Raw genomic sequence first — 13,755 nt, forward strand, 5'->3', positions numbered from 1 at the left:
GATTAACGCGCAAATACGTCTTTAAAGTCTTTCTTTAGCAGTGGATCGCGGCGCGCTTTCTTCATCTGCTTACACATATCTTTAACGCACTTCATTAGCACTTCATTCAGTAGCTCTGCACGGTAAGCTTCTTGTTGCTCTTCTGTCATATCTTTTGGCAGATCAAGCGTTGGAAACTCTTCCATAAGGTTTACACCAGCGAAAGCCTGGCTCACCGATACTAACGCATGAAACTGTTCAAAGTTATCTACAATATTTTGTGCGCTGGCTGGTAGCTCATTCCATGATTCACGAACGGCTTCCTCAGAAACTTCGTGAATTGACACTACCATGTTGTGCATACCTTCTGGCACTTCATCAAATTCAATGACTTGACGAAGTTCCGCTGAAACAGTGGATAGATCAACTTTCTGTGTTGCTTGCTCGTTCGCTTGAGTATCAGACATATTCATACTTCTATATCGGTTTAAATCACTGTAGATCCTATGTGTTCAAAGGAAAAAGTCAACAAATAGACCGATTAAGTTGGATATTGAAAATATCTTTCATATACTCGTTAAAAAGTGGATAAATAATTATCTAAATAGTTAATTCCACACAGAAATTGGAAGTGGGTAGTTTGTATGATGGAAAATAACGCTTCAATGCGTATCTTACTTGTTGATGACGTGCAGCTTGATCGAATGCAGCTTGCAATAAGACTCAAACAGCAAGGCCACAATGTTGAAGCGGTTTCGGGTGGTAGAGAGGCCCTCGAAGTTTTCTATGATTTCGACCCCGAGCTGGTGTTGTTAGACATTACTATGCCAGAGATGGATGGATTCGAAGTTGCACAGCGAATTCGTGAACAAGATGACGATTGGCGTCCGATCATTTTCCTTAGCAGCCATGAAGAACCTCACTTTATCTCTAAGGCGATTGATGCTGGTGGTGACGATTATTTGATTAAACCCGTCGACCGGGTGGTTCTTACGGCCAAGCTGACAGCCATGCAAAGAATCGCAATGATGAGGCGCGAGCTCCAATCAACGTCTTCAGAGCTAGAGCGTGTAAACTATCGATTGATGAAGCAAGTCAATGAAGATGGTCTAACTAAACTCTTTAATCGCCGCTTCATGGACGAGCAGCTACAAAAAATCGTTAATTTTCATGGACGCCATGAAATTCCTTTCTCCCTTATCTTATTCGATGTCGACCACTTTAAACCTTACAATGACAACTATGGTCATATTGAAGGAGACAAATGTTTGATTAAGATTTCAAACGCCATCAATAATCTATTCACCCGAACTGAAGAGTACGTTGGCCGTTATGGTGGTGAAGAGTTTGTCGTTTTATTGGCAAACACCGACCTAGACAAGCTCGAACAGGCCTGTGGAAGGATCCACAAAGCAATTGTCGAGCTAAATATTGAAAATAGTGGTAGTCTAGTGAGTGATATAGTGACAGTGTCACAAGGAGGTATAACGTTTATCCCTCATGGCAATGAATCTGTTGATTCTCTGTATGAGCAGGCTGATAAGCTATTATATCAGGCCAAGAAAAATGGCAGAGCGAGCTACGTAATTGAGACAATTGATCCTTAATATCGATAGACAGCCACAACGCAATTAGTGCGTTGGCTTTGCAATTTCGACGCGGTTTCGACCTTTCTTCTTCGCTTTGTATAGTGCATCATCCGCCGCTTTAATGACATCAACCGGCTTTTTAGCACACGTTGAGTCTGCAACACCAATACTGATGGTCACTTTTACCACATCTGATTTGTTCTTTTTACCTTTACGTTGCTTCGAGCCGACTTTGTCGTCATTCGGACGATTGTCTGTGTCGCGCAACTTCATTTCGTAGTTAGCAATGTCTTCTCTTAATAACTCTAGGTATTCGTGAGTCTGTTTTGCATATTTACGGTTATAAAGCACAGTGAACTCTTCACCACCATAACGGTAAACCTTGGCATTACCCTTTACGCGAGTCATCCGACTTGCAACGAGTTTCAAAACATCATCACCAGTATCATGGCCATAAGTATCATTGAACGATTTGAAATGATCGATATCGAGCATCGCGATAGAGTAACGTCGACTTAATTGCTTCAAATCCATTTCGAGAGCATGTCTTCCAGGGATCCCCGTTAAACCGTCGTTGAAGGCCAGTTGGTAACTTGAAGAGGCAATATAGAAGAGTAGGAATATCCCTCCGATAGAAAACAGTGTGCTTGAGATATACGGGACATGGAAAAAGGTAAATGCTGCGCTCGTCATTAAAATGGAGCTGTATACGATAGCATCAACATTGCGATTATTGTGGATCACTAACATTGCTGTCGACCCGATCAATGCTAGCTGATACATCAAGAGCACGAAGGGAAGGCGCGAGAGCTGATCAACCGAAAACAAAAACGTGTCGCTAATGTCTTCAAAGCCACCCTCATAAAAATGAGTCAATATGAGATAACACCATATGACGAACATGGCGATTAACCCAGAATAAACTGCAAATGAGACGCTTGTTACTCGTGAATCAGAAAACACATAAATCATTAAACAAGCAACAGGTAACAAGAAGCTTAAAAGTGACAGTTCTAAAAGGGTAGTGCCCGACGTTAAGGGAGATTGCAGGCGCGCTTGAATAAAGTAATAAGCCACCAGCATTGCCGTCGCGATCATCGCACTACGGCTTTGTTTGAACGCATGAGAAATCGCAATGGCAGAGATAAATAAGACGTAAGGTAAATTAACTGCAACGCCTAAGTTAGCGCCGGTTGCCTTAATAATGCCACTCATAGTGAATGAGACGATCGTTAAGAAAAAAATCGGCAGGCCGATCTTAAACCAGCTAGAAGAGATAAAAGAGGACGACATAAAAGTTCTACTTTGCCAACAACTTAACGACAGAATTCGAATGCAATAGGATACGCAAATTTAGTATTATGCCAAGTGATTTCATTCATTTATGGTACTTAGGTAATCAATTATTGAAGCTCTGTATACTTAACGGCATAAAATTAAGGTACATTAAGTTGTCTTCACAAAATCTTCAGTTTTAATCTGAAGCAAATCAACAAACTTGCTGTGTAAAGGGAATTGAAATGAAAATCAGTGTTGATGTACATAATTATATGGAAACCTTGGTCGGAAAAGCCTTCTTACAGATGGAGCTAGATCAAAAGTTTAACGATGACCAACTTGCAGATATAGCGTGCATCGCACTCGGTCAGTTGAAACCGCTTTATATTCGCCATGATATTGATTTCTTGTCTTCACTAGCTGAGGAGCGAATGATTGCACTATCGACTAGCACAGAAGTGGCGATAAATAACGCAGTTGAGTTCATCATCAATGATCGACGTCTCGAAAGAGATGTCTCTGATCTACCTGCGCACTGCGTTTCACGTTATGCTGACGAAGACCAAGAACTCGAATGGTTTGAGAAACCAATTCTGTCTCGAGCCAAAATAAACAATTAGGAGCATTATTGTGGGATTTTTTTCTCGTTTGTTTGGCGGAAAATCTACGACCGAAGATCCAGTCCAAGTAGAAGCGGTTGAATACAAAGGATTCAACATCTACCAAGAGCCAGTTAAAGAAGGCGGCCAGTATCGTATCGCAGGTCGCATAACCAAAGATTTCGATGGCGAGTTAAAGGAGCATCGCTTCATTCGCTCTGATGTCGTGGCTAGCAAAGATGACGCCGATGAACTGATGCTGAACAAGGCAAAAATGTTTATCGATCAGATGGGTGATAACATTTTTGGCTAGAATCGATAACCTTTGATTATTGTCAATTTAATAAAGAGCTATCAGCCGTTATGCTGATAGCTCTTTTTCTTTCTATACGGATAACTCATTGTCATCACAGTCATTTTATCCCGGTGGTTCGACCTCTAACTTTGACACTTTTCGTTATAAAGGTTTCATCACTATGGATTATGATGCATTAGGTGTTAACAATCGTGTAGTAGATATTGAATAGAGCTCAACCAAGGATTTGTACGAGCAGATCATCTATCAGACTTTTCGCTGTTAAGTCATTGGTAGGGTTCAGAATAATAATGCAATAAGTTAAGGAATAGCTAAATGCAGATAGGTGTACCTAGAGAAACGCTCGCAGGAGAATCGCGAGTCGCTGCTTCACCCAAATCGGTGGAACAGCTCATCAAACTAGGCTTTGATGTCGTAGTGGAGTCGGGAGCAGGTTCTCTCGCAAGTTTTGAAGACTCGGCATTTGAAGCCTCTGGCGCAAAAATATCGTCGCTAGACGATGTATGGAACTCTGAAGTCATTCTTAAAGTGAACGCCCCAATCGTTGACTCTGAACGCAGTATTGACGAGTTCTCACTTCTCAAGGATGGAGCAACGCTTATTAGCTTCATCTGGCCGGCACAGAATCCAGAGCTAATGGAGAAACTTGCGACCAAGAACATCAACGTTCTCGCGATGGATTCAGTACCTCGAATTTCTCGAGCTCAAGCTCTGGACGCGCTTTCTTCTATGGCGAATATCGCCGGTTACCGTGCAGTGGTCGAAGCCGCACATGAGTTTGGTCGCTTCTTTACTGGCCAAATCACGGCTGCCGGTAAAGTACCACCAGCAAAAGTGTTTGTTGCTGGTGCAGGTGTAGCCGGTCTTGCTGCGATTGGCGCTGCAGGTAGCTTGGGTGCGATCGTTAGAGCCTTTGACGTACGTCCTGAGGTAGCTGAGCAAGTCGAATCAATGGGCGCTGACTTCCTTAAACTTGATTTTGAGGAGAACTCAGGCTCAGGCGACGGTTATGCTAAAGAGATGTCAGATGAGTTCAACAAAAAAGCGGCGGAACTCTACGCAGAACAAGCAAAAGACGTTGATATCATCATCACTACTGCATTGATCCCTGGTAGACCTGCTCCAAAACTGGTGACCAAAGAGATGGTCGACAGCATGAAAGCGGGTAGTGTGATTGTCGATCTCGCGGCTGCAAATGGCGGTAACTGTGAGTACACCGTCGCTGACCAAGTCATCACGACTGACAATGGTGTGAAGATCATCGGTTACACCGACATGGTAGGGCGACTACCAACTCAATCGTCTCAACTCTACGCAACCAATTTAGTTAACTTACTAAAACTGCTGTGTAAAGAGAAAGACGGTAATATCAATATTGATTTTGAAGACGTTGTTCAGCGCGGGGTCACTGTCGTTAAAGAAGGTGAAATCACCTGGCCGGCACCTCCAATCCAAGTATCTGCACAACCAGAGGCGAAACCTGAGCCAGTTCAACCAAAAGCGGAACCAAAGCCTGAAGAACCAACCTCTCCAGTTAAAAAACTGGTCGCTGTTGGTGCCGGCCTTGCTGCCTTTGGTTGGATTGCTTCGGTTGCGCCAGCTGCATTCCTAGCACATTTTACTGTATTTGTCCTTGCATGTGTTGTGGGCTACTACGTTGTGTGGAATGTCACACACGCACTTCATACTCCGCTCATGTCTGTGACCAACGCCATTTCCGGCATCATCATCGTCGGCGCATTGCTGCAAGTAGGACAGGGGAATGGTGTCGTGTCATTCTTAGCATTCATCGCGATTCTCATCGCGAGTATCAACATCTTCGGTGGCTTCACCGTGACCAAGCGTATGCTTGAGATGTTCCGTAAAGATAAATAATAGGGAGCTAATAATGTCTGCAGGACTAGTACAAGCGGCATACATCATTGCTGCAATATTTTTCATCTTTAGCTTAGCGGGTCTTTCTAAACAAGAGTCTGCACGTCAAGGTAACTACTACGGTATCGTCGGCATGGCGATCGCTTTGATCGCTACGATCTTTAGCCCAGAAGCACAAGGCTTTGGCTGGATCATTGTTGCAATGGCGATTGGTGGTACGATCGGTATTTTCTACGCTCGCAAAGTAGAAATGACAGAGATGCCAGAGTTGGTCGCGATCCTTCACAGCTTTGTGGGTATGGCAGCCGTCTTGGTAGGCTATAACAGCTACATAGAGCCTCCAGCGCCAATATCTGTTGACCTAGTAGAGCAACACGCAGAGCACGTGATCCACTTAGTTGAAGTCTTTTTAGGCGTCTTCATCGGTGCTGTCACCTTCACGGGTTCAGTGGTTGCTTTCGGAAAACTGCGTGGCGTTATCTCATCATCCCCACTTAATCTGCCACATAAGCACAAAATGAACCTCGCAGCTGTGGTTGTATCTACACTGTTGATGATTTACTTCGTTAAAGCTGATGGCAGCATGTTTGCTCTGATTGTGATGACGTTGATCGCCTTTGCCTTTGGTTATCACTTAGTCGCATCAATTGGTGGCGCTGATATGCCAGTGGTGGTTTCAATGCTGAACTCATACTCTGGTTGGGCAGCAGCAGCAGCCGGTTTTATGTTGGCGAACGATCTATTGATTGTGACGGGTGCATTAGTCGGTTCATCGGGCGCAATTCTGTCGTACATCATGTGTAAAGCTATGAACCGCTCATTTGTCAGTGTGATTGCAGGTGGTTTCGGGCAAGAAGTTGAGATTTCATCCGACGTTGAATACGGTGAACACACCGAAATTACCGCAGAAGAAGTGGCTGAATTACTCAAAGAGTCAAAATCAGTGATTATCACTCCAGGATATGGCATGGCGGTGGCGCAAGCTCAATACCCTGTGCATGAAATCACAGAAAAACTACGAGCAAAAGGCATTGATGTTCGCTTTGGTATTCACCCAGTCGCGGGTAGACTTCCAGGGCATATGAACGTCCTTCTAGCCGAAGCCAAAGTACCTTACGATATCGTACTGGAAATGGATGAGTTGAACGATGACTTCCCTGAAACAGATACCGTCTTGGTTATCGGTGCTAATGACACCGTAAACCCAGCAGCGCTAGAAGATCCAAACAGCCCAATCGCTGGTATGCCAGTACTTGAAGTTTGGAATGCGAAGAACGTTATCGTGTTCAAACGTTCAATGAACACCGGCTACGCTGGCGTACAAAACCCACTGTTCTTCAAAGATAATACATCTATGTTGTTCGGTGATGCTAAAGACAGCGTTGATGCTATTTCCAAGGCAATTTAACGGTATTTAGCAGTAAGAGACACGCTTAAAAGTCAAAGCCCGCAATACATTTATATTGCGGGCTTTTCTTTGTGCTGAATACGACGAGTAGGGCTAAAAAATGCCTTTCTTTTTCACTTTCTGTACATTACTCATTCGAGCATCGACATCACTGATGGGTTTAATCTCGCTCACATTAGCAACTGGCTTGTGTTCAATAGAACCCGCTTGGTTGATAAGCTGTTCAATAAGCTTTTGCTGATCTTTAACGAGTGCTCTTAGCCCTTGTAGCTCGGAAATCATTGAGTCATGCTGCGGTGATAGAGCGGTTTTCAAAGCGCTCACGATCGTCTCACTATCGACTTCTGCTTTCACTACTTGCTCTATTGTTGCACCACAAATCTCGTCAAGACGATTAACCGACGCTGTAATCATCGAAACTGAATCTGTAACGCTCTTATCAGCCTGTGGTCGAGCACGGTCGATGACTTGATGGGCTTCTAGCATCGACGTTAATGTCTGGTTATTGATCGTGTCCTGAGTTAATCCAGAGGCCAACGCTTTCGCTAGCTCGGGTTTCAGTTGATGTAGATACAATCCACTCAGATAAATATCTTTATGAACGTGGATTTGATTATGCAATTGGACCGCCGCTTTAGGGTCTTGAGCAAACTGCTTTTGTTGCTGTGCCCAACGCTGCATGATCTTATAGGCAAAATAATCAGACTCGTTCTGCGTTGGGTCTAAAAAGACCGAATAAGAGACCTTTTTAAGTGCACTATCCATTGACGACTTCCGCTTCGATAGACTCACTCTCGTCAGCAAAGTAGAGACACAACTCCTCTGCTAATGCTGCTTGCGCTTGTTCGACTAAAACCACTCGCTCGCCCAACGTATCATAAGCTTTCTTTAAAGCAGGGTAGATCAATGGAGCACCGCCACCAACGATGTAAACTCGGTTTGGATTCTTGGCAAACTTTTTCGCCTCATTAGCAACTTGTGCGCCAAGCTCTTCGATTTTCGCTTCAATCTTCTCTTTAACAGTCTCAATCTTGCTTTCATCGTTCACAACATCACAAATGAACTGATCATCATTGCGTCGCTTGATCAACTCATTGGCCACCAAATAGCTCGAATCACTGTCTGCGAAAGAGAGGGCTTTACGGGCTGCATCTGTCACCATAGATACACCGATTTCGTTGTTACCATAGATTGAAGATACGTCGTCAAATTCGCCCACGACAACGCCCATATCCAGAGTTGTACCACCGATATCGATCACTAATGAGCGAGTAAACTCATTGCAATTTGAGTTCACCAAGGTCGATAGAACGGCTGGTAAACTTTCTGGCATGACTTCGACATCAACAATCTCAAACGTCTCTCCCTTATTAAGAGTGATGTCGCGCATTAAATGCTGTCGTTTGCGCTCAATATTAATTTCATTCTTCTGGCAATCTTCAGGGTTGTAATATTCAGTGATAGGCAGAGTAACAACCAGAGTGACCGACTGCGGTGCAATACCCGTTTGCAGCAAAGCATGGTGTACAGCTAGCAAATTCAAATCATCATATTGGTAATCAACATGCGTTGTTTCTAGTGCTTTATCTGAGGTCGCATCGTAAGTGTACTTGGTGTCGCCAATACTGTAGTTGAAGATCTTTTTATCTTTTCTTAGTGCTGCGCTTTTCCAGTTTTTGCGAAAAGAGTTTGGCGAAACAATAGTTTTAATTTCATTGTTTTCTAGCCATGCCACTTTTACGTTCGTTGAGCCATCATCAACAGCAATTTTGAGTTTGCGAGAAGTCATTATAAGCCTTTGGAAATCATATTAAGTTCATTATTAACGTGAATTCAAAACCAACTGCTTCGACAAAGCAAAACACTAATCCAAAATTGGACACAGGTTAAAAAAGACAAAAAATTACTACCAAAACATTTAAGTTTTTGAATACCCCATTTGCTAATTTAAAGTTAATTGCAACTCACACTATGGAAACAATTTTTAACTGACCATTACATCGCGATGCGCATCAATTAGGCCAATTTGACATACATTTCACACGCGAGAGTGTATTAATAGATGTAAAGGCTATATAGTTAGCGCATGCAAACTGACACTTAGACACCGTGCTGTTACGAACTCTTTTACTATCGATCACTAGCCTCGTAAGCCTTAATGCCCACGCAAACTCTTTGCCCGAGCGCTTAGAGGAGTTCAGTGCGATGTTCGATCTCAGCCAGACTGCTGCATCGTATGACATTCGCATTATTCAAAGTGAATTCCCAAATCGCCTGATTGATCCAGACTACATGTTGCCGCAAACGTCTTCATACCCGCTAAAAGACATTCAAAAACTCTATCGTTTAGCTGAAACCTGTCGAGGCTCACTACCACTGAGCCCACTTGTGACTGAGCCATTGGTCTTTGTTAGGGCATTATGTAAAGGTAATCAACTGAGTGAGCGATGGTTTGCACGAAGTAGCCTTATCCACCCAGGCGGTGGTAGTTACGCGTTCCGTTATTCAAAAGAGTATCCTGAATACTATCTTCAGCTAGAGCGCTATATGCACATCAAAGAGCGCCCGCTTGCCCATCCGGATACCTTGTTGGGTCGTATACAAGCGATGAATCACACCGTTGTTCATTCACTTATTCGTGGTGAATCGATGATGGTAGAAGAAGATGAACTGTGGCTTAAAAAGGGCGACGTTTATTACGTATTTTCGCCTTCTCTTTGGAAAAGCAATGCAGAGAAAGCCGGTTTAACCTATCAAGTCACTGATAAACGGGGCGAGTGCCTGGTTCAACGTGGCAACATCTGCTGGGAGCTTCAAGACCACAGCGATATCCTGCGTGGTGTCATGATTGGTCTAGGTATCGCCAACATTCTCTTGGTGCTTGGCTGGCTTTATTACCGCTGGGATAGCAAACGTAAAGAGATGCGCAGCCGAATGCTCATCCTACAAATTTTAACTCATGAGCTTAGAACGCCAATCGCTAGTTTATCCTTAACGGTTGAGGGATTTAGACGCGAGTTTGAGAACCTACCAGAGTCGGTTTACGACGAGTTCCGCCGCTTATGCCAAGACTCACGCCGTTTAAGACAGCTCGCAGAGGCAAGTAAGGACTACCTGCAATCGGACTACCAACCACTCGCCACTGAATGGGTCCCTTCAGTGGAGGAGTGGCTTACTTTTAAACTCGAGGAGGAGTTCTCTCAGCCTATTGAGTTTACACTCAACCAAGATGTTGCTGCTAAACTAAACGTATATTGGTTAGGTAGCTGTATCGACAATTTGATACGCAACGCACTGAAGTATGGTGTGGCTCCTGTTAGTCTTGATGTTCAATCGACCGAGCTTGGTTTAACCATCAGAGTCATTGACCAAGGCCAACTGACAAGCAAGGACTGGAGCCATGTCAGAAAACCGTTTGTCAGCCAGGCAGGTCTTGGCTTGGGGCTGACAATTGTAGAGTCGATGGTCGCTAGAATGGGCGGCTCTATGAAGCTTATTGGTCCACCGACGACATTTATACTGGAGATACCTTGTGAAACAGACACTGCTTCTCGTTGAAGATGACAAAAACTTAGCTGACGGCTTACTGGTTAGCTTAGAGCAGGCTGGCTACGACTGCTTACACTCTGAAACGATCGCAGACGTTGCACCGTTATGGGAGCAAGCCGATCTCGTTATTCTCGATCGCCAACTACCTGATGGCGACTCAATCTCAATGCTGCCAGAGTGGAAGCAGATCAAAAGTGTCCCTGTGATCGCACTAACCGCACTCGTTACAGTGAAAGACAAAGTAACGGGACTTGATGCCGGCGCTGACGATTATCTCACCAAACCCTTTGCTGAAGCGGAACTTTTCGCTCGCATCCGTGCTCAACTGCGCACTCCTGACTCATCTGGCCAAGACGACAGTATCGTAACCACTGAATGTCTGAGTATCGATAAAAATACACGTGAAGTGACATACAAAGATGAGTTAATCACGTTAACAAGAACTGAGTTCGACTTGTTACTATTCCTAGCGAGCAATATCGGACGAGTATTTACTCGGGACGAGCTGCTTGACCACGTATGGGGCTACAACCACTTCCCAACAACCAGAACTGTAGACACTCACGTTCTGCAACTTCGTCAAAAACTTCCTGGACTGGAAATAGAAACGCTTCGTGGTGTAGGGTACAAACTGAAAGCATGATCCGCCCGCTGATATTGATGGGGGCGCTAATCACAGCGCCCATAACTCACGCAGACAATTGGTTTGAGGAAACGACACCTCTAAATCAAGCACACCAACACCTGCTGAAAGGCTCTTTGTCTGAGATGTACTCTGTAATGGTTGAGGTGTTACAGCGTAACCAAAATCAAGCACTAAAAGAGCATATCAACGATTTATTAGTGCAGTCCTTTGATGCTGATTGTGGAAAATCCTTACACAATGATCCACTACCAGCGTGGCTTCGCAACGTCTCTATTAAAAGGACCAGTATACAAAGCCCCGGAAGAGAGTCGTATCGTCTATTTGTTGATGTCACCTCAGCTGAGCCTCTTAAAGATGTCTCGCTAGAACGTTGGGTTAGCTCAAATATCGCCGCAGATACTGCTTTTGGCGAAATCAATGACAAGAAAACCCGAAACGCTAACCAGGCTTCAGATTATCGTAAGACCTACAACCTCAATAGTCGCTTGCCTATGGGGCTATACCACCTCAAAGTAGAAACGAAAGACAGTCAAAGTTATTCCACTTGGGTCATAATAGAGGAGTACAAGGCAAAACAGATTGTTCGTTGGTCTGCTAAAGACCAGTGGAGTATAGAAAAGAATGAATTGCTCAATAAATTCTGCCCACTACCTAAACTCTCGGTCCGTGTCTACAACTACCAAGAGGAGCAATACAAAGAGATATGGGGACGTACCTATCAAGCAAATTATCCGACGAAATTGGATAAACTCGACATTCCACCAGATCGATATGTCCTGTCCGTTGCTTTAGACAGTCAACGTTGGCAAGGTCCAATCATGATTGAGCAGTCGCAGATCATTACCAAAACCTACGACGTTTCTGCCGATGAAGGACAACTTACTGAAGAGTAAGCGATAAAGCAACTTTTCCCTAAAGCCCTTAGATTCTTGGTCGATATATTTCGTGTAAATCTATTTTCAACGGAAATGACCTATGAGAACGTCGACGCTACGCTTACTACCCATTGCAATTCTTTTTGCCACCGCAAGTCATGCAGGCAACTATGCTATAGACGCGCGAGGAGACGCGATGGGTGGAGTGGGAGTCGTTTCAGGAGACTTTCTTACTGCACCCTTTTACAACCCTGCGCTAACCGCTATTTATCGACGTAGTAATAATGTGGGTATGCTTTTACCTAGCATCGGTTTTAACTACAACGACCAACATAACATGCTGGATGATATCGATCGCGCGATTAGCGCTACTGATCCCGGTGATATACAAGATGCACTTGATGATCTTGATGGTGATACCGCAGGCGTTACTATTGGTGCTGCTGCTGCGTTTGCAATCCCTAACCGATATGTCTCAATGAACGCATACGGCAAATTGTATAGTGAAAGCTTCGCTCAGGCGAATGTGGGAGCAAACGTCAATGACTCAACCATAGAGGGAGCCGCGATTGGTGTTCTAGAAGGGGGGCTCTCGATTGCAAAATACATGACGTTACTTGGCCATCACTGGTCATTTGGTGTAACACCAAAGCTTCAGCGGATTTATACATACAGTTACAGCTCAAGCCTGCAAGACTTTAGCCTATCAGACATTCGCGACAACGGAGACGCTGAAACTACTTTCAATTATGACTTAGGCGCACTTTGGTTCTACGGTCCCTTGAGAGTAGGTCTCAGTGGAAAAAACATGGTGTCGAGAGACATTACCACAGCAGATGGCAATTATTCATATAAAATGCGCCCACAATATACGGTAGGTACAGGCCTGATTGCGGATTTTTGGCAGGTCAGCGTAGACTATGATCTAAACGAAGCAAAAAACTTCACCTTCGTTGATGATAATAAACAAATGCTGCGAATTGGTGGAGAAGTTGATCTCATGCGCCAATTTAAATTCCGAGCAGGTTACTACACGAACTTAGCCGCAAGTGATGATGAAGGTACGGTAACAGCGGGCCTTGGTATATCACCATTAAACATCACACAAATGGACATTGGTGTTAGCTATACTAATGAGAATGCAATGGGCGTTTACCTCAATTTCTTAAGCTCATACTAAGGTGACAGCGTCACGATAGAATTAGACATTTCATTACGTAAAATAGACGTTATAATGCCTCGCATTCAACCACGGGGCATTTTTATGTTTGATCAATTACCTCCACTTAGTCACGAAGAGCAACAGAAAGCAGTCGAGAAAATTCAAAAGTTGATGGAGCAGGGTATCAGTACAGCACAAGCGATAAAGATCGTTGCTGATGAAATACGCAAAGAATACGAAAGCTGAGAAGACCAATAAGCACAGTACCTTAAGCATCAAGTAAGCACTCACTAAAAACCAGCACAAAATCGGCTGGTTTTTTAATTTTTACGTTACTTTATTTTTAATGAAAAGCAAGATTTAGCCCTAGGCAAAATAAAAGGAAAACCAATAATACACATATGTTTCAATGCTTTATGTTAGTAAATTCATCTAGCAGCTTTTCAGTAGGTCTTGGTTTGTAATTAAATTACATGCGC

14 protein-coding genes are annotated in these 13,755 nt (G+C 43.9%); 10 read left to right on the forward strand and 4 right to left on the reverse strand.

What is annotated here, in order from left to right; translation table 11 throughout:
- Positions 1 to 2: 2 nt before the first annotated feature.
- Positions 3 to 446, reverse strand: coding sequence for a DUF3069 domain-containing protein (locus tag GT360_RS16990; RefSeq protein ID WP_164650153.1), 444 nt, complete (start codon positions 444 to 446; stop codon positions 3 to 5).
- A gap of 177 nt (positions 447 to 623) precedes the next feature.
- On the opposite strand from GT360_RS16990, the gene GT360_RS16995 reads away from it, so the two are divergent.
- Positions 624 to 1,586 carry a GGDEF domain-containing response regulator gene (locus GT360_RS16995; protein WP_164650154.1) on the forward strand — a complete coding sequence of 321 codons (963 nt, stop codon included), beginning with the start codon at positions 624 to 626 and terminating at the stop codon, positions 1,584 to 1,586.
- Positions 1,587 to 1,610: 24 nt separating this feature from the next.
- On the opposite strand, the gene GT360_RS17000 is transcribed toward GT360_RS16995, so the two are convergent.
- Positions 1,611 to 2,861, reverse strand: a complete 1,251-nt coding sequence (locus tag GT360_RS17000) for a GGDEF domain-containing protein (RefSeq protein WP_164650155.1) — start codon at positions 2,859 to 2,861, stop codon at positions 1,611 to 1,613.
- 227 nt (positions 2,862 to 3,088) lie between these two features.
- Between GT360_RS17000 and GT360_RS17005 the strand changes: the two genes are divergently transcribed.
- From GT360_RS17005 to pntB, 4 genes are all read left to right on the forward strand, one after another.
- Positions 3,089 to 3,466 carry a late competence development ComFB family protein gene (locus tag GT360_RS17005; RefSeq protein WP_164650156.1) on the forward strand — a complete coding sequence of 126 codons (378 nt, stop codon included), beginning with the start codon at positions 3,089 to 3,091 and terminating at the stop codon, positions 3,464 to 3,466.
- 10 nt (positions 3,467 to 3,476) lie between these two features.
- Positions 3,477 to 3,758 (forward strand): HlyU family transcriptional regulator, encoded by a 282-nt coding sequence (locus GT360_RS17010; protein WP_164650157.1) that lies wholly within the window; start codon positions 3,477 to 3,479, stop codon positions 3,756 to 3,758.
- Positions 3,759 to 4,076: 318 nt separating this feature from the next.
- Entirely contained in the window at positions 4,077 to 5,636 is a 1,560-nt protein-coding gene (locus GT360_RS17015; RefSeq protein ID WP_164650158.1) for a Re/Si-specific NAD(P)(+) transhydrogenase subunit alpha, read from the forward strand.
- Positions 5,637 to 5,649: 13 nt separating this feature from the next.
- A complete protein-coding gene (gene pntB, locus GT360_RS17020; protein ID WP_164650159.1) occupies positions 5,650 to 7,044 on the forward strand; it encodes a Re/Si-specific NAD(P)(+) transhydrogenase subunit beta in 1,395 nt (464 codons plus the stop codon).
- 93 nt (positions 7,045 to 7,137) lie between these two features.
- On the opposite strand, the gene GT360_RS17025 is transcribed toward pntB, so the two are convergent.
- Positions 7,138 to 7,809 (reverse strand): hypothetical protein, encoded by a 672-nt coding sequence (locus GT360_RS17025; protein ID WP_164650160.1) that lies wholly within the window; start codon positions 7,807 to 7,809, stop codon positions 7,138 to 7,140.
- Positions 7,802 to 8,833: a plasmid segregation protein ParM domain-containing protein gene (gene parM, locus GT360_RS17030; protein WP_164650161.1), complete on the reverse strand. Its 1,032-nt coding sequence runs from the start codon at positions 8,831 to 8,833 to the stop codon at positions 7,802 to 7,804. The genes GT360_RS17025 and parM overlap by 8 nt, the downstream gene beginning before the upstream one ends.
- Before the next feature lie 323 nt (positions 8,834 to 9,156).
- On the opposite strand from parM, the gene vxrA reads away from it, so the two are divergent.
- From vxrA to GT360_RS17055, 5 genes are all read left to right on the forward strand, one after another.
- Positions 9,157 to 10,602 carry a sensor histidine kinase VxrA gene (vxrA, locus tag GT360_RS17035; RefSeq protein ID WP_164651140.1) on the forward strand — a complete coding sequence of 482 codons (1,446 nt, stop codon included), beginning with the start codon at positions 9,157 to 9,159 and terminating at the stop codon, positions 10,600 to 10,602.
- Positions 10,577 to 11,236 (forward strand): response regulator transcription factor VxrB, encoded by a 660-nt coding sequence (gene vxrB, locus GT360_RS17040; protein ID WP_164650162.1) that lies wholly within the window; start codon positions 10,577 to 10,579, stop codon positions 11,234 to 11,236. Before vxrA ends, vxrB begins: the two co-directional genes overlap by 26 nt.
- Positions 11,233 to 12,132, forward strand: a complete 900-nt coding sequence (locus tag GT360_RS17045; protein ID WP_164650163.1) for a DUF2861 family protein — start codon at positions 11,233 to 11,235, stop codon at positions 12,130 to 12,132. The genes vxrB and GT360_RS17045 overlap by 4 nt, the downstream gene beginning before the upstream one ends.
- Positions 12,133 to 12,214: 82 nt before the next feature.
- On the forward strand, positions 12,215 to 13,294 hold the full coding sequence (locus tag GT360_RS17050; protein WP_164650164.1) for a conjugal transfer protein TraF: 1,080 nt from the start codon (positions 12,215 to 12,217) through the stop codon (positions 13,292 to 13,294).
- A gap of 84 nt (positions 13,295 to 13,378) precedes the next feature.
- Complete coding sequence (locus GT360_RS17055) at positions 13,379 to 13,522, forward strand: YoaH family protein (protein ID WP_164650165.1); 144 nt, start codon at positions 13,379 to 13,381, stop codon at positions 13,520 to 13,522.
- The last annotated feature ends 233 nt before the right edge of the window (positions 13,523 to 13,755 follow it).

The organism is Vibrio astriarenae (genome assembly GCF_010587385.1).
In the GTDB taxonomy this organism is placed as follows: Bacteria; Pseudomonadota; Gammaproteobacteria; order Enterobacterales; family Vibrionaceae; genus Vibrio; species Vibrio astriarenae.